We start from the raw sequence: 23,597 nt of genomic DNA, 5'->3' as shown, positions 1-23,597 counted from the left end.
GGAATAGATAAAATGACTAAGAAAGCTGACTTTATTTGGTTTAACGGTGAAATGACGCCATGGGCAGATGCTAAAGTTCATGTAATGTCTCACGCTCTGCATTACGGAACTTCCGTATTTGAAGGCGTCCGTTGCTATGATTCACACAAGGGACCTGTAGTTTTCCGTCATCGTGAACACATGCAGCGTTTACATGATTCTGCGAAAATTTACCGTATGCCTGTCAGCTACAGCGTTGATGAGTTAATGGAAGCTTGTCGTGCAACTCTACGTAAAAATAACTTAGTCAGCGCCTATATTCGTCCATTAGTTTTCATTGGTGATGTGGGCATGGGGGTGAATCCACCAGATGGCTACAGTACTGATGTTATTTTAGCGGCATTCCCATGGGGAGCATATTTAGGTGAAGAGGCATTAGACCAAGGAATTGATGCAATGGTCTCTTCATGGAATCGTGTTGCACCGAATACTATCCCTACTGGTGCAAAAGCAGGTGGTAACTACCTGTCTTCATTACTGGTTGGTAGCGAAGCGCGCCGCCATGGCTACCAAGAAGGTATCGCTCTGGATGTTCATGGTTATCTTTCTGAGGGGGCAGGCGAGAATATCTTTGAAGTGAAAGATGGCATTTTGTATACCCCGCCATTTACGTCATCAGCGTTACCAGGGATCACCCGTGATGCCATTTTGACATTAGCAAAAGATATGGGAATTGAAGTGCGTGAACAAACGTTGTCTCGTGAATCTCTGTACTTAGCGGATGAAGTCTTTATGACAGGAACCGCAGCTGAAATCACGCCAGTTCGCAGTGTTGATGGTATCCAAGTTGGTATCGGTCGTTGTGGCCCTGTGACGAAGAAAATTCAGCAAGCATTCTTTGGTTTATTTAACGGTACAACAGAAGACAAATGGGGCTGGTTAGATCCAGTAAACCCTCAATAATTAAATATTAAAAATTACAGGCGGTCGTTCCCCGCCTGTTTTAAAACTCGGGAGTTAAGATATGCCTAAGTACCGTTCAGCAACAACCACTCATGGCCGTAATATGGCAGGAGCGCGAGCATTATGGCGCGCGACAGGTATGACCGATGATGATTTTGGAAAGCCAATTATTGCCGTTGTAAACTCATTTACTCAGTTTGTTCCAGGTCATGTGCACTTACGTGATTTAGGCAAGCTCGTCGCAGAACAAATCGAACAAGCGGGCGGCGTCGCGAAAGAGTTTAACACTATTGCAGTGGATGATGGGATTGCAATGGGACATGGTGGTATGCTGTATTCCTTACCTTCCCGTGAACTGATAGCAGACTCAGTAGAATATATGGTGAATGCGCACTGCGCAGATGCCATGGTATGTATTTCCAACTGTGACAAAATCACCCCAGGTATGTTAATGGCATCCTTGCGCCTGAATATTCCCGTGATTTTTGTTTCCGGTGGACCAATGGAAGCAGGAAAAACCAAGCTTTCAGATCAAATCATCAAACTTGACCTTGTGGATGCGATGATCCAAGGCGCGAATCCAAATGTCAGTGATGAAGATAGTGAAAAAATTGAACGTTCAGCATGTCCAACATGTGGGTCATGCTCAGGGATGTTCACTGCGAATTCAATGAACTGTTTAACCGAAGCATTGGGTCTTTCTCAGCCAGGAAATGGTTCATTACTTGCGACTCACGCTGATCGTAAAACGTTATTTATCAATGCAGGTAAGCGAATTGTTGAGCTGACTAAACGTTATTACGAACAGAATGATGAAAGCGCATTACCGCGTAATATCGCGACAAAGGCTGCATTTGAAAATGCGATGACATTAGATATTGCGATGGGAGGCTCTACAAATACTGTTCTGCATTTACTGGCAGCTGCACAAGAAGCAGAAGTAGATTTCACCATGGATGATATTGACCGCTTATCTCGTCAAGTCCCTCATTTATGTAAAGTTGCACCAAGCACACAAAAATATCATATGGAAGATGTACACCGTGCTGGTGGTGTGATTGGTATTCTTGGGGAGCTGAGCCGTGCAGGTTTATTGCAGGAAGATGTGAAGAATATTCTAGGTCTTTCATTACCAGAAACATTAGCTCAGTACGATGTTATGTTGACGAAGGATGAATCTGTAAGATCTATGTTTTCAGCGGGACCTGCGGGTATTCGTACCACTCAAGCATTTTCTCAAAATTGCCGTTGGCCATCGCTAGATACTGACCGTGAAAATGGTTGTATCCGCAATCTTGAGCATGCTTATAGCTTGGATGGTGGTTTGGCGGTACTTGCTGGCAATATCGCCGAAGATGGCTGTATCGTGAAAACGGCAGGGGTTGATGAAGGTAGCTTAACTTTCCGTGGACCTGCAAAAGTGTTTGAAAGCCAAGATGATGCGGTAGAGGCTATCTTAGGTGGAAAAGTTGTTGCCGGCGATGTTGTTGTTATCCGTTATGAAGGTCCTAAAGGCGGACCAGGTATGCAAGAAATGTTGTACCCAACTTCTTATCTGAAATCGATGGGATTAGGTAAAGATTGTGCACTGATCACTGATGGGCGTTTCTCAGGAGGAAGTTCAGGTTTATCAATCGGGCATATCTCTCCTGAAGCAGCAAGTGGCGGGTTACTGGCGTTGGTACAAGATGGGGATATTATCGATATCAATATTCCAAAGCGTACCATGTCCCTAGATGTTAACGACAGTGAGTTAGCAAAACGTCGCGAAGCGGAATTAGCGCGCGGAGATAAAGCCTATACTCCGCGTAATCGTCAGCGTGAGGTTTCTTTCGCTTTGCGTGCTTATGCTTCTTTGGCGACGAGTGCGGATAAAGGTGCTGTACGCGATAAGTCTAAATTAGGAGGCTAATTGTGGCAGCCGCAAAACCATTACCTGCGGCACCGACAGGTGCCGATTATCTCAAAGCGGCGCTTAGTGCGCCTGTTTATGAAGCAGCACAAGTGACGCCGCTACAAGAAATGAGCAAGCTCTCTTTACGTCTGGGTAATACGATTTTAGTCAAACGTGAAGATAGGCAGCCAGTACACAGTTTTAAATTACGTGGCGCTTACGCCATGATTGCGGGCTTGACCGAAGAGCAAAAAGCCAAAGGTGTTGTCACTGCATCCGCGGGGAATCATGCGCAGGGCGTAGCGTTGTCGGCTAATCGTGTCGGAATTAAGGCCAAAATTGTTATGCCAGTGGCAACCGCAGATATCAAAGTGGATGCTGTTCGCAGCTTTGGTGGAGAGGCCATTTTATACGGCGCAAATTTTGATGAAGCAAAAGCTCACGCAATTGAGATGGCAAAACGTGAAGGATATACCTTTGTGCCGCCATTTGATCATCCGTCAGTGATAGCCGGTCAAGCAACTATTGCACTAGAACTCCTTCAGCAGGATGCGCACCTCGACCGTATTTTTGTGCCTGTTGGGGGCGGTGGATTGATTGCCGGTGTCGCTGTATTAATCAAACAGTTGATGCCTGAAATTAAGATTATCGGTGTAGAAGCTGAAGATGCAGCCTGTTTAAAAGCGGCATTAGAGGCTGGTCATCCTGTTGATCTCCCTCGTGTTGGTTTATTTGCGGAAGGCGTTGCTGTGAAACGCATTGGTGACGAAACCTTTCGCCTATGCCAGCAGTATGTCGATGATGTGATCACCGTAGATAGTGATGCTATTTGTGCGGCACTGAAGGATATTTTTGAAGATGTGAGAGCGATTGCAGAACCGTCGGGGGCGTTAGCGTTGGCGGGACTAAAAAAATATGTTCAGCAACATAACATTAAAGGTGAAAGGCTGGCGCATATTTTGTCAGGTGCAAACATGAACTTCCATGGTTTACGTTATGTCTCCGAGCGTTGCGAATTAGGTGAACAACGAGAAGCGCTGCTTGCGGTGACTATTCCTGAACAGAAAGGTAGTTTTTTGCGATTCTGCCAATTGCTTGGTAACCGCTCAATCACTGAGTTTAATTATCGTTATACAGATGCTGACCCAGAGCGTGCCTGCATTTTTGTGGGTGTTCGCTTAAATGGTGGTGAGCAAGAGCGGCACGACATTATTCAAGGGCTGCAAAATAATGGTTATGAAGTCGCTGATTTATCGGATGATGAAATGGCGAAGTTGCATGTGCGCTATATGATTGGTGGGCGCCCATCGAAGCCATTGGATGAAAAGCTGTATAGTTTTGAGTTTCCTGAATCTCCAGGGGCGTTATTGAAGTTCTTAGAAACACTAGGAACTCACTGGAATATCACGCTATTTCATTATCGTAGTCATGGAACGGACTATGGGCGAGTGCTGGCGGCCTTTGAGCTTTCGGGTCCAGAAGTACGCTTTGATCGCCACCTTGATGCGCTAGGGTATGAATATCATGATGAAACAGGGAATCCATCCTTCCGTTTCTTCTTAGCGCCTCAAGATAGCAGAAAAACATTAGATTGAGTGTTCTGGGAGCAATTCCCAGAATGCCTTAATTAATGGTTCACTTAGGCGTTTGCTGAGAAGGCAAACGCCAAGTTCAAATGGTTCTACCATCGAAATATTATCGAGTTGAGAGACACGGCTACGAACAGGCTCGGGGCTATTATCGACGACGACACTCGGTATCAATGCAATACCGCAGCCCAATGCCACCATAGAAACAATGGCTTCATGACCCGAAACAGTCGCGTAAATCAAAGGGTTATGGATTCGATGGCGCTTAAACCATAATTCAATACGTTTACGAGAGGGCCCATGTTCAGGAAGAATAAATGGCACTGTAGACCAATCAGGCTCGGCTTCAGTCACCATACTCCGTACCGCACAAGGCAGTGATGGGGCAATAAGCACTAGGGGAATTTCCCCAATTTTGGCGAATCTCACGTTATCGGGCAATTTTTCAGGTTTACCTGCGATGCCTAAATCTGCTTCTTTGGTTTCGACTTTTTCAACGGCATCTGCGGCATCACCCGTAGTGAGTTTTATTTCAACGAGTGGATGTAAAGCACGAAATTTATCAAGTACTTGAGGTAAATGACTATACGCGGCGGTGACTGAGCAAAATAGGCGTAATTCACCGCTTAATGATGGACTTTGCTGGTTGAGAGCATGTTTTAGTTGCTGATATTGCAACAGCGTTTGCTGGGCAAATTGCTTGAGATGCTCACCCGCTTGGGTCAGTTTTACCGAACGGTTATCACGGATGAACAGAGGATGACCCAATTGATCTTCTAAACGCTGAATTTGTCTTGATAGTGTGGATGGGCTGACATGCATGGCCTTTGACGTTCGACCAAAGTGGCAGCTTTCTGCTAAGTGCAAAAACAGTTGTAGTTCACGAATATCCATTTTGCCCTCTGATGATACCTTGATTATCGTTGCAAATATTGCAACATTATATTGTTAATATATCAATTTAAGCAATGCTCATCATCGCATATAGTAAATCCATAACTGCTCAATAATGAGCAACAGGTAACGAAGTTGCCTGATAATACGAACACAACAGAACACTGACCGAATAATGGAGTAAGACCATGGCGAATTATTTTAATACATTGAATTTACGTGAGCAGTTAGCGCAATTAGGCAAATGTCGTTTCATGAAACGCGAAGAATTTGCGGATGAAGCTGGCTATCTGAAAGGTAAAAAAATCGTCATCGTCGGTTGTGGTGCTCAAGGTCTGAACCAAGGTTTGAACATGCGCGATTCTGGCTTAGATATCGCTTATGCGCTGCGTCCAGAAGCAATCAACGAGAAACGTGCATCATGGCGTAAGGCGACAGAAAACGGTTTCAAAGTTGGGACTTATGAAGAACTGATCCCTGAAGCAGATTTAGTTGTTAACTTAACGCCAGACAAACAACACTCCACTGTTGTTCGTGCTGTTCAGCCAATGATGAAACAAGGCGCTGCGCTGGGTTATTCTCATGGTTTTAACATCGTTGAAGTGGGTGAAGAAATCCGTAAAGACATCACGGTTGTGATGGTTGCACCAAAATGCCCAGGTACCGAAGTTCGTGAAGAATATAAGCGTGGTTTCGGTGTTCCAACCTTGATCGCAGTTCACCCTGAAAATGACCCGAAAGGCGAGGGGATGGCAATTGCGAAAGCATGGGCTGCAGCGACTGGCGGCCATCGTGCGGGCGTTTTGGAGTCCTCTTTCGTTGCTGAAGTTAAGTCTGACTTAATGGGCGAGCAAACTATTCTGTGCGGTATGTTGCAAGCTGGTGCGTTACTGAGCTATGACAAAATGGTTGCTGATGGCGTAGAGCCAGGCTATGCAGGGAAATTAATTCAGTTTGGTTGGGAAACAATCACTGAGGCACTGAAGCAGGGCGGCATCACCCTGATGATGGATCGCTTATCTAACCCAGCGAAAATCCGTGCTTATGCATTATCAGAGCAACTGAAAACCATCTTAGCACCACTGTTCCAAAAACATATGGATGATATTATTTCTGGTGAGTTTTCATCAACAATGATGGCTGACTGGGCGAACAATGATAAAAACTTGCTGACATGGCGTGAAGAGACCGGTAAATCGTCTTTTGAAAATTACCCAGAGTTTGCGGGTAAAATTGCGGAACAAGAATATTTCGACCACGGTGTTCTGTTAGTTGCGATGGTTAAAGCGGGTGTTGAGTTAGCGTTCGATACCATGTTAGAAGCGGGTATCTTAGAAGAGTCAGCATACTATGAATCACTGCATGAGCTGCCACTGATTGCTAACACAATCGCACGTAAGCGTTTATATGAAATGAACGTCGTTATCTCTGATACTGCAGAGTACGGTAACTATCTGTTCTCATTTGCAGCAGTTCCAATGCTGAAAGAGTTTATGACCAAGTTACAAGCCGGTGATTTAGCGAAACCAGTTGCAGATAATGGTACCGATAACGCGCAATTACGTGATATTAACGAAGCTATCCGTAATCATCCTATCGAGAAGATCGGTAAGACTTTACGGGGGTATATGACGGATATGAAGAAGATTTCTAGCGCACAATAATTCCTCGTCATCCTTCGTACTATAGGTGCGTTGGCTTCACTAAACTACCCTAGTCACATACTTTTGTATGCTCCTAGGGATAGTTTTGTTTGCCGCCTTCCTCTAGTACAAATGATTTAGAGGAAGCCAACTGTGATTATTTTAAGTATAAAATTGAAGTCGTGCCATTTTATGGTGCGGCTTTTTTGCTTCTATAATCTTAATTACTTTAGATTGTCGACTATTAGCTCAGTTATTTTTCTGTGAGGTTTGGTTTCTGCTACAATTCGGGCTGCATCTTTTAGCATTAGAGAGTGACGTAAAAAACCATGCGATTAAATCCTAGCCAGCAACAGGCAGTTGAATATGTAGATGGTCCGTGCCTTGTTTTGGCCGGGGCAGGCTCGGGCAAAACACGGGTTATTACCAATAAAATTGCGCATTTGATCCGCCATTGTGGCTATCAACCTCGGCAAATTGCGGCGGTGACATTTACCAATAAAGCCGCGCGCGAAATGAAAGAGCGTGTGGGGCAAACATTAGGTAAAAAAGAAGCCCGTGGGTTAATTATTTCCACATTCCATACTTTGGGACTGGAAATTATCAAACGTGAATATAAGGCGCTAGGGATCAAAGCCAATTTTTCTTTGTTTGATGACCAAGACCAAATGGCATTACTGAAAGAACTCACGTTTGATTTGCTTGAAGAAGATAAAGATCTTCTCCAACAATTGATCTCTGCGATCTCAAATTGGAAAAACGATCTTATTTCTCCTCAGCAAGTGGTTGGGCAAGCGAGAACGGAAAAAGAGCATCATTTTGCTGAGTGCTATCGCCGCTATGAGCTGCATTTAAAAAGTTGTAATGTCTTGGATTTTGATGACTTAATCAGTAAACCAACATTGCTGCTGTATCATAATGAAGAAGTTAGGGAGCGCTGGCAGCAAAAAATCCGTTATTTGCTGGTGGATGAATACCAAGATACGAACACCAGCCAGTATCAGTTAGTGAAATTGCTGGTGGGTAGCCGTGCCCGCTTTACCGTCGTTGGCGATGATGATCAGTCTATTTACTCTTGGCGTGGCGCAAGACCGCAAAACTTAGTATTACTCAGCCAAGATTTTCCAAAGCTGAATGTGATTAAATTGGAGCAAAATTACCGCTCATCAGGTCGTATTTTAAAAGCCGCTAATATTTTGATTGCCAATAACCCCCATGTCTTCGAGAAAAAATTATTTTCTGAATTGGGCTTCGGGGCGCCATTAAAGGTGCTGACAGCAAATAATGAAGACCATGAAGCGGAACGCGTGATTGGTGAATTAATTGCTCACCACTTTATTAATAAAACCCAATATAAAGACTATGCAATTTTGTATCGCGGTAATCATCAGTCGCGTATTTTTGAAAAAATGCTGATGCAAAACCGCATTCCTTACCGAATTTCAGGTGGAACATCATTTTTCTCGCGTCCTGAAATTAAAGATCTTTTAGCTTATTTGCGGGTGCTGACTAACCCTGAAGATGACAGCGCTTTTTTGCGCATTGTGAATACGCCACGCCGAGAAATTGGCCCTAAAACTATCCAAAAATTGGGAGAATGGGCGAATCAACGAGGCAAAAGCTTATATCACGCCAGCTTTGATTTAGGTCTGGAACAGACTTTAACAGGGAAAGGGTTGGAAGCGTTGCAACGTTTCACTCATTGGATGGAAGGGATAGTCCGGATTTCGGAGCGTGAACCGTTGATAGCGGTACGGGATCTTTTACGGGAGATGGATTACGAAAGCTGGTTGTACGAAACCTCTGCCAGTACCAAAGCCGCCGAAATGCGAATGAAAAACGTCAATCAATTGTTTACATGGATGAGCGAAATGATTGAAGGGGATGAGCTGAATGACCCAATGACGCTCAATCAGGTTGTCACTCGTTTTACATTGCGCGATATGATGGAACGTGGGGAAGATGATGAAGATTCAGATCAGGTTCAGTTGATGACATTGCATGCATCTAAAGGTCTTGAATTTCCTTATGTTTTTTTAGTTGGAATGGAAGAGGGATTATTACCTCATCAAAGTAGTATCGATGAAAATAATATTGATGAAGAGCGCCGACTGGCTTACGTGGGTATTACGCGAGCACAGCGAGAGTTATTCTTTACTCATAGCCGTGAGCGTCGCCAATACGGTGAACTGATCCGCCCTGAACTGAGCCGCTTTTTGATGGAATTACCGCAAGATGATTTGGTGTGGGAGCAGCAACGAAAAGTAGTTACTGCTGAAGAGCGAATGCAAAAAGGGCAGTCTGCTTTAGCGGATATCAAGGCACGCTTAGGGTTAAATAAGAAAACCGATCAGTAGCGAAAGAGTTTAAGAGAGTTCCCACTACAAGGTGGGAACCTATCATCACCAATTTAGAACGATATCAATTGGAGCTATTACGCTCTTCTAAGGCCAATTGCCAATTCACATACCCTTGCCACTGAACCTCTTGCTGTAAATTCTCAGCTCGTAAAGGGTGCTCCTCAAGCCAGCGGTACGGCAATGCGATGGTTAAATCCTGTCCATTAGCATTAAGGCGCAATGCTGGTAATGTATCATCACGTCTACGGCTGGCGAAAATAATGGCTAGTCGTAATAAACGGCATAATGCGTAAGTTTGCTGAATGGGTAGTGCATTTTGTTGGCTCAGGGAAGCGAGATCGATTTGACCTTGCTGGTTCTTGAGAAGAACAGCGAGAAAACGTTTTTGCGCGGGAGTGAAGCCTGGTAAATCAAGGTGAGTGATTAAATAGCTTGCGTGCTCTGGACCTTTGCGAAAATCAACACTCAGCCCAATTTCATGTAATGCACAAGCGCTGGATAACAAATCACGGCAACGGCTATCTAATTCCCACTCTTTGACTACTTGCAGGTAGAAATGTTCAGCAAGCTGACGCACGCGGGTAGCTTGCTCAATATCCACAAGGAAGCGTCGCTGAATATTGCGTAGCGTGCGTGCGCGAATATCTTGCTCAATAGGCAGTTCAAGCATGCCATACACTAAGCCTTCGCGAAGAGCGCCACCGGCTAATGTCATATTTTCGATATTCAGTGCTTTGAAAATCGCGATCAGAATCGATAAGCCACTCGGGAAAACGAGGGCACGTTCAAACGTGAGACCCTCGATTTCAAGCTCTTCCAATTTATGGCACTGGATAGCTTTGTGCTTCAGTTGCTGTAATTTACTCAGGGTGATGAGTTCATCCATCCCTTGAGCAATCATAATTTCCTGAATCGCCTGTACAGTGCCTGATGCGCCGACACAAATTTTCCACCCGTGATTTTTAAGGGCATCTGCGATAGGCGCAATGACGTGTTGAGCTGCTGCTTCGGCTTGAGCAAAGTTTTCTTCTGTTAGCGTTCTGTCGCTAAAGTAGCGTTCAAGCCAAGTTACACAACCCATTTCGAGGCTATAAAGTAACTGAGCTTTAGCGCCTGTACCGGTGACAAGTTCGGTGCTGCCGCCCCCGATGTCAACCACTAAGCGTTGCTCTGGACCGCCGGTTGTATGGGCGACGCCTTGATAAATCAAGCGAGCTTCTTCTTCTCCTTGGATCACTTTCACGGGATTTCCGAGGATCTGGCTGGCTTTCTCAATAAAAACATCGGCATTTTTGGCAAGGCGCAATGTCGCGGTTGCCACAACTCGAATTTGCGAGTTAGGAATATCTTGCAGATGTTCTGAGAAGAGACGCAGGCATTGCCAGCCTCGCTCCATGGCTTGCTCAGATAAAACATTATCTTTATCTAAACCCGCAGCCAGGCGAACTTTCCGTTTAACCCGAGAAATAATCTGAATGCTACCTGCGGTCTCGCGAACAACCAGCATATGAAAGCTGTTGGAACCCAAATCGATAGCGGCATACAGAGAAGAAGATTTCAGCATAGGGTATTTACTCAGCCTGCACGTTTATGGTTATTACGTGGGCCATTATGGCGACGCGGCGCATTAGAATTGCGGCGTGGACCACTTGGGCGCGGACGATGACGGCGTTTTGGTGCCGGCAGGTCGCTCAGCAGTGCATCACTGTTATATTTACTGACAGGGATAGAGTGCTGAATATACTCTTCGATTGCAGGTAAGTTTAGTGCGTATTCTTCACACGCTAAGCTGATAGAATTTCCGCTTTCACCCGCACGACCTGTACGTCCAATACGGTGTACATAGTCTTCGCAATCGTCAGGTAAATCATAGTTAAATACATGAGTTACTGATGGTATATGTAATCCACGAGCGGCAACGTCAGTCGCAACTAAGATATCAATTTGACCTTGAGTGAACTGATCTAAAATACGCAGACGTTTTTTCTGAGCGACATCGCCAGTCAATAAACCGACGCGGTGACCATCAGCTGCAAGGTGAGCCCAGATATCATCACAACGATGTTTCGTATTTGCGAAAATAATGCAACGCTCAGGCCACTCTTCTTCGAGTAGCGTTTGCAGCAGGCGCATTTTTTCTTCGTTGGATGGATAAAATAACTCTTCTTTAATACGGTGACCGGTTTTTTGTAGTGGTTCAACTTCCACATATTCCGGGCTGTTCATTTGTTCGAACGCTAATTCTCTAACACGGTAAGAGAGCGTTGCGGAGAACAATAAGTTGAGTCTGTCCCCTGCGCCAGGCATACGGCGGAATAGCCAACGAATATCTTTAATAAAACCGAGGTCATACATACGGTCAGCTTCATCCAAAACAACAACTTGGATAGCCGCTAAATCAACGTGACCTTGTTTTGCGTAATCAATAAGGCGACCCGTTGTTCCAATAAGGATATCAACGCCGTTTTGTAGTACGCGTAATTGTTCGTCATAGCCATCACCACCATAGGCTAGACCCATTTTCAAACCAGTGTACTCAGCGAGCTCTTTAGCATCGGAGTAGATCTGTACGGCTAATTCGCGAGTCGGAGCCATAATCAGCGCACGTGGCTGATTGGTTTTTTTCCCCTCAATTGCCGGGTGAGTTAAGAGAAAATGAAATGTAGACGTTAGGAATGCTAACGTTTTACCTGTACCTGTTTGTGCTTGCCCCGCAACATCTTTGCCTTCGACAGTATAAGGCAGGGTAGACGCCTGAATAGGCGTGCAAAAGTTGAAGCCTTTTTTATTAAGTGCTTCAATGACTTTTGGGTGCAATGCGAAGTCGGAAAACTTCTTTTCTGTCAAGTGTGCTTTACTCATAGTATGTTAGAATATCAGTTATCGGTTGGTTTACGAAAGCGTATCTTTTGAAATAAAGCATACTGCTGCCAATTAATGTTACACTATGTCTGTAAAAATGATCCTTTGGAGTACAACATGAGCGACAAAATTAAACATATTACTGATGCAAGTTTTGAGTCAGACGTTCTAAATGCAAGTTCACCTGTTTTAGTCGACTTCTGGGCTGCATGGTGTGGACCTTGTAAAATGATCGCGCCAATCCTTGATGAAGTTGCTGAAGAATATACAGGCAAAGTGACTATCGCAAAACTGAATATTGATGATAATCCAGCGACAGCCCCAAAATTTGGTATTCGCGGTATCCCTACACTGTTATTATTCAAAAACGGCAGTGTAGCTGCAACTAAAGTTGGTGCTTTATCTAAAACTCAACTGAAAGAATTTCTAGACGAAAATCTGTAAGTTATAGCTTTATATAAGCCAAAACGTTTAGCGGCGCATTTATTTTATATAGAGAGTCGCTAGACGTCCCCATTTAAGCATGATAAGTTATCCGCATTCCTCATAGAGTACCCGTAAGAATTACCTTGTTTGCCTTTGCTCTTTTCTGAAACGTCTAGCTTGCAGTTCTGTTCAATGCCAATTTTAGTTACTGATTATTAATATAAAGTTGATAATTCATGGTTGTATCACTGTGGCTTAAGTCTTGAGTAAAATAAATGGGCTGTATTAGGGATAAGATGTTGTCCTAAAATGTATAAAAAACTATTGCTAATATTGATTACGTTTCTAATAATATGCGGCATGTCATCTTGATGATTATAACGCTTTCGTTAGTCACAACACCTTCACAGCAATATTAGTTGTAGCTAGCACAAATTTTAATGCATTGTTGTTGGTTATGAGTCCATATCTATCAACAGGGCACTATAAAGTTAAACTGGCGCTTCATAGGTTCACTATAAAAGTTGCCTCCAATTTACGTTCATAGTTCGAGAAATACCCCGAGTTAAAGAACCCACCATTATGAATCTTACCGAATTAAAAAATACGCCAGTATCAGAACTGATTACGTTAGGCGAAAACATGGGGCTAGAGAACTTAGCCCGTATGAGAAAGCAGGATATTATTTTCTCAATTTTGAAGCAGCATGCTAAAAGTGGAGAAGATATTTTCGGCGATGGCGTACTGGAAATATTGCAGGATGGATTTGGTTTCCTCCGTTCAGCAGACAGTTCTTACCTCGCAGGCCCTGATGATATCTATGTTTCCCCTAGCCAAATTCGCCGCTTTAACCTACGCACCGGCGACACCATTTCAGGAAAAATTCGTCCCCCGAAAGAAGGTGAACGTTATTTTGCCCTCTTGAAAGTTAACGAAGTTAACTTTGACAAACCTGAAAACGCCCGCAGCAAAATCCTTTTTGAAAACTTAACCCCATTACATGCCAATAATCGTTTGCGCATGGAGCGTGGTAACGGTTCTACTGAAGATTTAACTGCGCGTGTATTGGACTTAGCCGCACCTATCGGCCGTGGACAGCGTGGTTTGATCGTTGCACCTCCGAAAGCGGGTAAAACCATGTTACTGCAAAATATTGCGGCTAACATTGCCCACAACTATCCTGACTGCGTATTGATGGTTCTGCTGATCGATGAGCGTCCAGAAGAAGTTACTGAGATGCAACGCTTAGTTAAAGGTGAAGTGATCGCTTCGACATTTGATGAGCCAGCTGCGCGTCACGTTCAAGTTGCTGAAATGGTTATCGAGAAAGCGAAACGTCTGGTTGAGCATAAAAAAGACGTTATCATTTTACTGGATTCTATTACTCGTCTTGCTCGTGCATACAACACCGTCGTACCTTCTTCAGGTAAAGTATTGACTGGTGGTGTGGATGCAAACGCATTACATCGTCCAAAACGTTTCTTCGGTGCTGCTCGTAACGTTGAAGAAGGTGGTAGCTTGACTATCATCGCAACCGCGTTAGTTGATACCGGTTCAAAAATGGATGAAGTAATTTACGAAGAATTTAAAGGAACAGGTAACATGGAATTACACCTGTCCCGTAAAATTGCTGAAAAACGTGTTTTCCCTGCGATTGATTACAACCGCTCTGGTACACGTAAAGAAGAGCTGCTCACCTCTCAAGATGAACTGCAAAAAATGTGGATCCTGCGTAAGATTATTCACCCAATGGGCGAAATCGATGCAATGGAATTCCTTATCAGCAAATTAGCTATGACTAAGACTAACGAAGAGTTCTTTGATTTTATGAAAAGAGCATAGTCTCGTTAGGATTATGAGTATAGAAATAGGCGCTCTAATTAGAGCGCCTATTTTTTTATCAATGAACTGTGAGTATTCACAAAACAATAGTCTTTATTATTTATCAACATGAGCATGAGTTACTTTATTTATGTGTAAAATAAAATAATTAACGGATACTAGCTTATTCACTAGAAGATGGTATTTTCTACATTAATTTTTATACTTAAGTAGAACCAATGGGTGATGTTTACTCGTTTAGATGGAAACAATCATAAATCATGGTTAACAAATCTGAGATTGTGTTTTATGGCATGCATCTTGCTTTATTAAAGGATAAAATCTTTAGGTTAAATTTGTCACACAAAACTGTTTATTTATGCTGAATTTGAGCTGTATGTTTTTTTCGGCATGTTTTGTGCATGTTAAAAACAAGAAAAATGTGTTTTAGCGTACGATTGATTTTTGTTCGAATACTGTGTGATGGACTTCTATCACAGCAACCAAAAGTTTTAGTGTTTAAAAGTTAGATAGAAATATAAGAGAGTAGAACAGTGGATAGCACACACTTTATGAGTAATCTCTTCTATGTCTTTTTGTTTACCTTAGCCTTTATTTTTGTCGCGCGTATCGTAGCTAAAAAAATTGGCTTGGTTGATAAACCGAATTTCAGGAAGAAACACGTAGGATTGGTTCCGCTGGTTGGGGGGATCTCTGTTTTCTTTGGCGTTTGCTTCGCGTTTATGATCACAGAAGAATATATTCCCCATAAGTGGCTATATATTGCTTGTGCGGGGCTCTTAGTGTTCGTTGGTGCACTGGATGATAGGTTTGACATCAGTGTGAAGTTACGTGCTGGAGTTCAAGCGATTGTCGCCGTGATAATGATGACTGCGGGTGGGCTGTCACTGGAATCTCTAGGCCATGCATTTGGTCCTTGGGAACTGGTACTTGGGCCATTTGGTTATATCGTCACCTTATTTGCCGTTTGGGCTGCGATCAATGCCTTCAACATGGTTGATGGTATTGATGGCCTGTTAGGCGGCTTGTCCTCGGTTTCCTTTGGTGCCCTTGGTTTCTTACTGTATCAAAATGGTAACTATGCGTTAGCGTTTTGGTGTTTTGCGTTTATAGCGGCTATCCTTCCTTATATCCTCATGAATATGGGTGTTTTAGGGCGTCGCTTTAAAGTGTTCATGGGTGATGCGGGAAGTACGTTGATTGGTTTTACCATTATTTGGATCTTGGTAGCATCAACACAAGAAGACGTTCATCCAATCAACCCAGTGACTGCATTATGGATTATTGCTATTCCGCTTATGGATATGGTGGCAATTATGTACCGCCGTATTCGTAAAGGTATGAGTCCATTTTCACCGGATCGTCAGCATATTCATCACTTGATTATGCGCTCAGGTTTTACCCCGAAAGGGGCATTTGTAATCATCACATTGGCTGCGGCAATTCTTGCGTGTATTGGTATTATTGGCGAGCGCCTTTCATTCGTTCCTGAATGGGTAATGTTGGCATTATTTTTGCTTGTATTTATGATGTATGGTTACTGCATCAAGCGAGCATGGAAAGTCGCCCGTTTTATCAAACGAATTAGACGTCGTGCGCGTAAGAGTGCGGTCCGGTAACGACAAACGAACTATAGAGGTTCTGTGCAGTGAATAACTCAGAAACGCAACCTAATCAACATCAAACCTCGCTTGAAGCGGAGTTAGATATTCGTGATTTATGCCGCTCACTGTGGCAGGGTAAAATTTGGATCGTCGCATGTGCAGTGATTTTTGCTGCGATTGCACTGGGAGCGTCCTATTTTATGCAGCCGAAGTGGAGCACAACGGCTATCACGGATTTACCAACTGTGAACAATCTGGGAAGTTATTATTCTCAGCAACAGTTTCTGCGCAACCTTGATTCTCGTATTAATGCGGTGGGGCAAGAAGGGCAATTACCAACGATTGCCAAAGAAGCTTATGAAGAATTTACCAAACAACTTGGTTCTTACGATACTCGCCGCCAATTTTGGTTAGGTACTGAGTATTATAAACAGCGTTTGGAGAATGATCCGAAAGCGGATGCGGCATTGTTGGATGAGCTAATCAACAATATCGAATATACGCCAGCTGATGCACTTAAAAACCCAACAGATAGCGTGAAGTTAGTGGCTGAGACAGCAACAGACAGCAACCAACTCTTACGTGAATATATTGAGTTTGCTAATCAACGCGCAACTACAAATTTGAATGATGAATTGAAAGGGACGTGGGCAACCAAAACCCAATCAATGAAAGCGTTAGTTAAACGTGAAGCGATGGTCGCAACGGCAGCGTATGATCGTCGTCTAAATAGCCTTGAACAAGCCCTAAAAGTAGCGGAAAAACAAGGCATTTTACGTAATCAAACGACCGCGCCAGTGGATGAAATTCCCGACTCAAAAATGTTTATGTTAGGAGTTCCATTACTGCAAGCTCAAATTGAGACATTAAAAGCAACGGGTCCAGATTTTGACACGGATTATGATCAAAATGTGGCGATGTTATCGACGCTGAATGTTGAGCCTGTTCTTCAAGATAATTTCCATGCGTATCGTTATCTGCGAACGCCTGAAGATCCAATCAAACGCGATAGTCCGCGCAGAGCATTTATTGCTGTTCTGTGGGGTGCAATTGGTATGTTAGTAGGTGCCGGAGTGGTACTGTCTCGCCGTCGCCCATCGTAATGTCATATTCGCCACCGGCGGCAAGGTCGGTGGCGAAATAGCATCATTAAAACTAAAGAAAGCAGTAAACTGCGAAGAAAATATAAGAGAGTCACTGTGAAAGTATTGACTGTATTCGGCACACGGCCTGAAGCCATTAAAATGGCTCCATTGGTTCATGCTCTTGCTGATGATGCAGACTTTGAAGCGAAAGTGTGTGTCACCGCTCAGCACCGTGAAATGCTAGATCAAGTACTGAACTTATTTGAGATCACGCCCGATTATGATCTCAACATTATGAAACCAGGTCAGGATTTAACCGATATTACTTGCCGTATTCTGGAAGGATTAAAGGCAGTATTTGCGGATTTCCAACCCGATGTTGTCCTTGTTCATGGCGATACCGCCACAACAATGGCAACCAGTCTTGCGGCATTCTACCATCGCATCCCCGTTGGGCATGTTGAAGCTGGGCTGCGCACAGGGAACCTCTACTCTCCATGGCCAGAAGAAGGTAACCGTAAAATTGCGGGGCACCTTGCTCAGTACCATTTTGCGCCTACAGAAAATTCGCGCCAAAACTTACTCAACGAATCCATTCCCGATAGCCATATTTTTGTGACTGGTAATACGGTCATTGATGCGCTGTTGTGGGTCAAAGAGAAGGTAATGGGTAACCAAAACATGATGGCTGAATTAGCCGGAAATTACCCATTTATCGATCCAAATAAAAAAATGTTGCTTGTAACGGGTCACCGCCGTGAAAGTTTTGGTGGTGGTTTTGAGCGCATTTGCCATGCATTAGCGGATATCGCTCAAACTCACCCTGATGTTCAAGTGGTTTACCCTGTTCACTTAAACCCGAATGTGAGCGAGCCTGTAAAACGTATTCTGCATGGTATTGATAATATTATCTTAATTAGCCCTCAAGAATATTTGCCGTTCGTCTATTTGATGAACCACGCGTATCTGATTTTAACGGATTCCGGCGGTATTCAAGAAGAAGCGCCATCTTTAGGCAAGCCTGTTTTAGTTATGAGAGATACCACTGAACGCCCTGAAGCTGTTGATGCAGGGACAGTCCGTTTAGTGGGTACAGATACAAAAACCATTGTAAATGAAGTTAATCGGTTACTGACAGATGAAGCGGAATATCACGAAATGAGCCGCGCACATAACCCGTATGGTGATGGTCATGCTTGTCAGCGTATTCTTGCAGCATTAAAAAGCAATCAGGTGAAATTATGAGTTTTGAAACTATTTCTGTTATCGGCCTCGGTTATATCGGTTTACCAACAGCGGCAGCCTTCGCATCTCGTAAGAAGCAGGTTGTCGGCGTAGATGTCAACCAGCATGCTGTTGACACTATCAATCAAGGTAAAATCCATATTGTGGAACCTGAGCTGGACGTTGTGGTGAAAAAAGCAGTTGAAGAAGGTCACTTAAAAGCCTTCACCAAGCCACAACCCGCAGACGCATTCCTGATTGCTGTTCCGACACCATTCAAAGGTGAACACGAGCCTGATTTGGTGTACGTGAAAGCGGCAGCTGAATCTATCGCACCAGTCCTGAAAAAAGGCGACCTAGTGATTCTGGAGTCCACGTCTCCAGTAGGTACGACGGAGCAAATGGCACAGTGGTTAGCAGCAGCTCGCCCTGATTTGACCTTCCCTCACCAAGCTGGTGAAGAAGCAGATATCGACGTGGCATATTGCCCTGAGCGCGTACTGCCGGGTCAAGTGATGGTTGAACTGATCAAAAACGACCGTGTTGTCGGCGGGATGACACCTAAATCTTCACTGCGTGCTAGCGAACTGTATAACATCTTCTTAGAAGGTGAGTGTGTAATCACTAACTCAAGAACAGCTGAAATGTGCAAGTTAACGGAAAACAGCTTCCGTGACGTCAATATCGCATTTGCTAACGAATTATCGCTGATTTGTGCAGACCAAGATATCAATGTTTGGGAACTGATTAGCCTTGCAAACCGTCACCCTCGCGTGAACATTTTGCAACCGGGCCCAGGCGTTGGAGGTCACTGTATCGCAGTAGACCCATGGTTTATCGTGGCACAAAGCCCAAAACAATCTCGTTTAATCCACACTGCGCGTTTAGTTAACGATGGCAAGCCAATCTGGGTTGTTGATCAAGTGAAAGCCGCAGTGGCTGATTGCTTAGTGGAAACTGGCAAAAAAGCGAATGAAATCAAAATCGCATGTTTCGGTTTATCGTTCAAACCAAACATCGATGACCTGCGTGAAAGCCCAGCAATGCACATCACCAAAATGGTTGCGAACTGGAACCCAGGTAAAACATTTGCAGTTGAACCACATATTCACGAATTACCAACTGCACTGAAAGGTATTGCGGAGCTGGTTTCTATTGAAACTGCTGTGAGCGAAGCGGATGTGATCCTGATGTTAGTCGACCATAACCTGTTTAAAGGTATCCAAGGTTCTGCTATCCCACAAAAATGGGTTGTGGATACAAAAGGAGTATGGCGTTGAAACGTATTTTAATTACAGGTGGAGCCGGCTTTATCGGCTCTGCTGTTGTTCGTCATGTGATTGAAAACACAAAAGATCACGCGATTGTGGTTGACTGTTTAACCTACGCGGGCAATTTGGAATCATTAGCGGAAGTCGCCAATAGCGAGCGCTACGCTTTTGAACAAGTGAACATTTGTGACCGCGCTGCATTGGATAAAGTGTTTGCTGAACACAAGCCTGATGTTGTGATGCATTTAGCGGCAGAAAGCCACGTTGACCGCTCAATTGATGGTCCAGCGGCATTTATCGAAACCAACATAGTGGGTACTTACACACTGTTAGAAGCGGCTCGTCATTACTGGTCTGCACTTGAAGATAGTAAAAAAGCGGCTTTCCGTTTCCATCACATTTCAACCGATGAAGTGTATGGTGACTTGGAAGGTCCAGATGGCTTCTTTACGGAAACTACACCGTATGCACCAAGCAGCCCATATTCAGCCTCAAAAGCGTCCAGCGACCATTTAGTGCGTGCGTGGCAGAGAACGTATGGTTTACCGACCATGATCACCAACTGCTCAAATAACTATGGCCCTTATCACTTCCCTGAGAAGTTAATCCCATTGATTATTTTGAATGCGATTTCCGGCAAGCCGCTGCCAGTGTATGGCAAAGGTGAGCAAATTCGCGACTGGCTGTTTGTGGAAGACCATGCCCGTGCGCTGCATTTAGTGGCCACTCAAGCACAGCCGGGGTCAACCTACAATATTGGTGGCCATAACGAGCGTCGTAATATTCAAGTGGTTGAAACAATTTGTGAATTACTTGAAGAACTGCACCCGCAGAAACCTCAAGGGGTTGCTCATTACCGCGACTTAATCACGTATGTGAAAGATCGTCCTGGTCACGATATGCGCTACGCCATTGACGCCGATAAAATTGAGCGTGAATTAGGCTGGACACCTGAAGAGACGTTTGAATCCGGGATCCGTAAAACGGTTCTGTGGTATTTAAACAACGAAACTTGGTGGCGTCGTGTGCAAGATGGCTCCTATGCCGGTGAACGTCTGGGCTTAGGCAGCTAGGAGGCAATATGAAAGGTATTATTCTGGCTGGTGGCTCGGGAACGCGTTTGCACCCGATCACTCGCGGCATCTCAAAACAGTTGCTGCCTATTTATGATAAGCCAATGATCTACTATCCGCTGTCAGTGTTAATGCTAGCAGGGATCCGTGAAATTCTGGTGATTTCAACGCCGGATGATTTGCCTATGTTCCAGCGTTTACTGGGCGATGGGCATGAGTTTGGTATCGAATTGAGCTACGCGGAACAGCCTTCTCCAGATGGACTGGCTCAAGCGTTTATCATTGGTGAAGAGTTCATTAATGGGGACTCTTGCTGCTTAGTGCTGGGCGATAACATTTTCTTCGGTCACTCATTCAGCCCTAAATTAATGTCAGTCGCGGCACGCCAAAAAGGCGCGACAGTATTCGGCTACCAAGTCATGGATCCTGAGCGTTTTGGTGTGGTGGAATTTGATGACAATTTCAAAGCGTTGTCTATCGAAGAAAAACCAAAACAACCAAAATCAAACTGGGCAGTAACGGGTTTATATTTCTATGATAACCAAGTGGTTGATTTTGCTAAACAAGTAAAACCTTCCGAACGTGGTGAATTAGAAATTACCTCTATCAACCAAATGTATTTAGAGCGCGGCGAGCTTAGCGTTGAGCTGCTTGGTCGTGGATTCGCTTGGTTAGATACGGGAACTCATGACAGCTTAATTGAAGCCGGAACATTTGTTCAGACCGTTGAGAAACGCCAAGGCTTTAAAGTGGCTTGTTTAGAAGAGATTGCATGGCGCAATGGCTGGTTATCAGACGACCAAGTTAAAGAAGCCGCAACTCGCCTGAATAAAACAGGTTATGGCAAATATTTAGAGGACTTACTTCGTGTCCGTCCGCGCCAATATTGATCCCCTAGATTGGGAGTCTGATTTTTTCAAACGTTCAACGGCGAAACTGGATTTCGCCGCGACTGATGCGCAAATTATTCTTTCTTATCAATTGGATAAGTTTGATATTGTGCAAGCGAAAGTCGCGGCATCCGAAACAGCTAAAATCGATGAACTTGCCAGTATGGGATTCAGTTTTGTTGAAGGCGAAATTGATTTTGCGTTAACTATTGGCACAGAAAATGCTTATCTAAACACAGCGTTATCAGAGACGGATAATGTGGTTGTTGCACAAACAGGGGATATTGTTTCTCTGCGCGACACCGCGGCCTCTGTGTTTAGTAACAGCCGCTTTAGAACCCCTTGGTACCATGAAGGGGACAGCGGTCGGTTTTATGCATTATGGATAGAAAAAGCCGTTCTCGGCACCTTTGACCACACCTGTTTACTCCTTAGAGATAATGCAGGTGATATTTTAGGTTTCGTTAGCCTACGCAGCCTTGATGCAAATACAGCGCGAATTGGGCTGTTAGCGGCAACGCCAAGTGCAGCAGGACGCGGTATCGGTCGGAAATTAATGTCAGCAGCGTATCAGTGGTGTGTGCAACACCAAAAAAGACAGTTAAATGTTGCCACACAAATGAGCAATGTTGCGGCGTTAAATCTTTATTCACGTAGCGGTGCGGCTATCGCCAGCACAGCATATTGGTTATACAGGGGACAACATGATTCCATTTAATAAACCACCCGTTGTAGGTACTGAAGTTGAGTATATGAAGCAGGCCATGGCAAGTGGCAAACTGTGCGGGGATGGTGGTTTCACTAAGCGTTGTGAAGAGTGGATGGAGAAACGTTTTAACTGTCCGAAAGTCCAGTTAACGCCGTCTTGCACCGCTTCATTAGAAATGGCAGCGATCCTGATTGATATTAAGCCAGGCGATGAAGTCATCATGCCAAGCTTTACCTTCGTATCGACCTCTAACGCATTCGTGTTACGTGGCGCTAAAATTGTGTTTGTGGATATTCGTCCAGATACGATGAATATCGATGAAACCAAAATTGAAGCGGCAATCACTGATCGTACACGTGCAATTGTTCCTGTTCACTACGCAGGCGTGGCTTGCGAAATGGACACCATCATGGCGATTGCGAAGAAACACAATTTATTTGTGATTGAAGACGCAGCGCAAGGCGTGATGTCCACCTATAAAGGTAAAGCACTGGGTGCCATCGGTCATATTGGTTGCTATAGCTTCCATGAAACCAAGAACTACTCTTCGGGTGGTGAAGGTGGTGCGACCTTAATCAATGATAAGGCGTTGATTAACCGCGCAGAAGTGATCCGCGAAAAAGGTACAAACCGCAGTCAATTTTTCCGTGGTCAAGTGGACAAATACACTTGGCGTGACATCGGTTCAAGCTACCTGTTATCTGACTTACAAGCAGCCTATTTATGGGCGCAGTTAGAAGAAGCAGACAAAATCAACGAACGCCGCTTACTGCTGTGGGATCGCTATTATCAAGCGTTACAACCACTGGTGGCTGCAGGTCGTTTAGTGTTAGCAACCGTGCCGGAAGGGCTGAAACATAATGCCCATATGTTCTATATCAAACTCAAAGATGTGGAAGAGCGCACAGCGTTCAATGACTATATGAAATCCCATGGTATTTTGACGGTGTTCCATTATGTGCCACTGCACACCAGCCCTGCTGGACTGGAATTCGGCTATTTCCACGGTGAAGACAAATACACCTCGGTTGAAAGTGACCGTTTAGTGCGCCTGCCAATGTTCTACAACATGACAGACGACGAGCAACAAGTGGTTATTGAGCGAATCAAAGCGTTCTTTGCCTAATGTCACTCGCTAAAGCATCGGTTTGGACTGCTGGGTCTACCCTGATAAAAATCGGGGTGGGCCTGTTGATCGTGAAATTATTTGCAGTCTCATTTGGCCCGAGTGGTGTGGGTCTGGCGGGGAACTTCCGCCAATTAATTACGGTGCTAGGCGTATTGTCTGG

General features: G+C 44.3%; 18 protein-coding genes and 1 pseudogene. 16 read left to right on the top strand and 3 right to left on the bottom strand.

The window, feature by feature from the left end; translation table 11 throughout:
• Window positions 1-12: 12 nt before the first annotated feature.
• The 3 genes from GKR71_RS12805 to ilvA all read left to right on the top strand — a co-directional run bounded on the left by GKR71_RS12805 (window position 13) and on the right by ilvA (window position 4,431).
• A complete protein-coding gene (locus tag GKR71_RS12805; protein WP_006658220.1) occupies window positions 13-942 on the top strand; it encodes a branched-chain amino acid transaminase in 930 nt (309 codons plus the stop codon).
• Between the two features lie 61 nt (window positions 943-1,003).
• The gene (ilvD, locus tag GKR71_RS12800; RefSeq protein ID WP_036948781.1) at window positions 1,004-2,854 is read left to right on the top strand and encodes a dihydroxy-acid dehydratase; all 1,851 of its coding nucleotides are present in this window, start codon (window positions 1,004-1,006) and stop codon (window positions 2,852-2,854) included.
• Window positions 2,855-2,856: 2 nt separating this feature from the next.
• Complete coding sequence (gene ilvA, locus GKR71_RS12795; RefSeq protein ID WP_036948784.1) at window positions 2,857-4,431, top strand: threonine ammonia-lyase, biosynthetic; 1,575 nt, start codon at window positions 2,857-2,859, stop codon at window positions 4,429-4,431.
• On the opposite strand, the gene ilvY is transcribed toward ilvA, so the two are convergent.
• On the bottom strand, window positions 4,423-5,319 hold the full coding sequence (gene ilvY, locus GKR71_RS12790; RefSeq protein ID WP_154599728.1) for an HTH-type transcriptional activator IlvY: 897 nt from the start codon (window positions 5,317-5,319) through the stop codon (window positions 4,423-4,425). The genes ilvA and ilvY overlap by 9 nt on opposite strands.
• Before the next feature lie 188 nt (window positions 5,320-5,507).
• On the opposite strand from ilvY, the gene ilvC reads away from it, so the two are divergent.
• Both ilvC and rep read left to right on the top strand, forming a co-directional pair.
• Entirely contained in the window at window positions 5,508-6,983 is a 1,476-nt protein-coding gene (ilvC, locus tag GKR71_RS12785; protein WP_132496296.1) for a ketol-acid reductoisomerase, read from the top strand.
• Between the two features lie 308 nt (window positions 6,984-7,291).
• Complete coding sequence (gene rep / locus GKR71_RS12780) at window positions 7,292-9,319, top strand: DNA helicase Rep (protein WP_108478778.1); 2,028 nt, start codon at window positions 7,292-7,294, stop codon at window positions 9,317-9,319.
• Window positions 9,320-9,383: 64 nt separating this feature from the next.
• Here rep and gppA read toward each other — a convergent pair whose 3' ends face one another.
• On the bottom strand, window positions 9,384-10,886 hold the full coding sequence (gene gppA, locus GKR71_RS12775) for a guanosine-5'-triphosphate,3'-diphosphate diphosphatase (RefSeq protein WP_036948798.1): 1,503 nt from the start codon (window positions 10,884-10,886) through the stop codon (window positions 9,384-9,386).
• A gap of 11 nt (window positions 10,887-10,897) precedes the next feature.
• On the bottom strand, window positions 10,898-12,184 hold the full coding sequence (gene rhlB / locus GKR71_RS12770) for an ATP-dependent RNA helicase RhlB (protein WP_154634366.1): 1,287 nt from the start codon (window positions 12,182-12,184) through the stop codon (window positions 10,898-10,900).
• Between the two features lie 117 nt (window positions 12,185-12,301).
• On the opposite strand from rhlB, the gene trxA reads away from it, so the two are divergent.
• From trxA to GKR71_RS12715, 11 genes and pseudogenes are all read left to right on the top strand, one after another.
• Entirely contained in the window at window positions 12,302-12,628 is a 327-nt protein-coding gene (trxA, locus tag GKR71_RS12765) for a thioredoxin TrxA (RefSeq protein WP_036948804.1), read from the top strand.
• 564 nt (window positions 12,629-13,192) lie between these two features.
• Window positions 13,193-14,452 (top strand): transcription termination factor Rho, encoded by a 1,260-nt coding sequence (gene rho / locus GKR71_RS12760; RefSeq protein ID WP_004915469.1) that lies wholly within the window; start codon window positions 13,193-13,195, stop codon window positions 14,450-14,452.
• Between the two features lie 551 nt (window positions 14,453-15,003).
• The gene (wecA, locus tag GKR71_RS12755; RefSeq protein ID WP_036948807.1) at window positions 15,004-16,071 is read left to right on the top strand and encodes a UDP-N-acetylglucosamine--undecaprenyl-phosphate N-acetylglucosaminephosphotransferase; all 1,068 of its coding nucleotides are present in this window, start codon (window positions 15,004-15,006) and stop codon (window positions 16,069-16,071) included.
• 29 nt (window positions 16,072-16,100) lie between these two features.
• Window positions 16,101-17,159: an ECA polysaccharide chain length modulation protein gene (gene wzzE / locus GKR71_RS12750; protein WP_108478779.1), complete on the top strand. Its 1,059-nt coding sequence runs from the start codon at window positions 16,101-16,103 to the stop codon at window positions 17,157-17,159.
• A 96-nt stretch (window positions 17,160-17,255) separates the two neighbouring features.
• A complete protein-coding gene (gene wecB / locus GKR71_RS12745; RefSeq protein ID WP_036948815.1) occupies window positions 17,256-18,386 on the top strand; it encodes a non-hydrolyzing UDP-N-acetylglucosamine 2-epimerase in 1,131 nt (376 codons plus the stop codon).
• Window positions 18,383-19,645 carry a UDP-N-acetyl-D-mannosamine dehydrogenase gene (wecC, locus tag GKR71_RS12740; protein WP_036948818.1) on the top strand — a complete coding sequence of 421 codons (1,263 nt, stop codon included), beginning with the start codon at window positions 18,383-18,385 and terminating at the stop codon, window positions 19,643-19,645. The genes wecB and wecC overlap by 4 nt, the downstream gene beginning before the upstream one ends.
• Window positions 19,636-20,709 carry a dTDP-glucose 4,6-dehydratase gene (gene rffG, locus GKR71_RS12735; RefSeq protein ID WP_181477694.1) on the top strand — a complete coding sequence of 358 codons (1,074 nt, stop codon included), beginning with the start codon at window positions 19,636-19,638 and terminating at the stop codon, window positions 20,707-20,709. Before wecC ends, rffG begins: the two co-directional genes overlap by 10 nt.
• A gap of 8 nt (window positions 20,710-20,717) precedes the next feature.
• Entirely contained in the window at window positions 20,718-21,599 is an 882-nt protein-coding gene (gene rfbA, locus GKR71_RS12730; protein ID WP_036948820.1) for a glucose-1-phosphate thymidylyltransferase RfbA, read from the top strand.
• Window positions 21,577-22,317, top strand: a complete 741-nt coding sequence (rffC, locus tag GKR71_RS12725; protein ID WP_036948823.1) for a dTDP-4-amino-4,6-dideoxy-D-galactose acyltransferase — start codon at window positions 21,577-21,579, stop codon at window positions 22,315-22,317. Before rfbA ends, rffC begins: the two co-directional genes overlap by 23 nt.
• On the top strand, window positions 22,304-23,434 hold the full coding sequence (gene rffA / locus GKR71_RS12720; protein ID WP_154634365.1) for a dTDP-4-amino-4,6-dideoxygalactose transaminase: 1,131 nt from the start codon (window positions 22,304-22,306) through the stop codon (window positions 23,432-23,434). The genes rffC and rffA overlap by 14 nt, the downstream gene beginning before the upstream one ends.
• Window positions 23,434-23,597: pseudogene (locus GKR71_RS12715) on the top strand (lipid III flippase WzxE); the annotation flags it as partial. The gene rffA and the pseudogene GKR71_RS12715, both read left to right, overlap by 1 nt.

The organism is Providencia sp. wls1922 (assembly GCF_009706505.1).
Taxonomy (GTDB): Bacteria; Pseudomonadota; Gammaproteobacteria; order Enterobacterales; family Enterobacteriaceae; genus Providencia; species Providencia lanzhouensis.
Note: the sequence above shows the minus strand (reverse complement) of the source record. Positions and strands in the feature narration are given on the sequence as shown.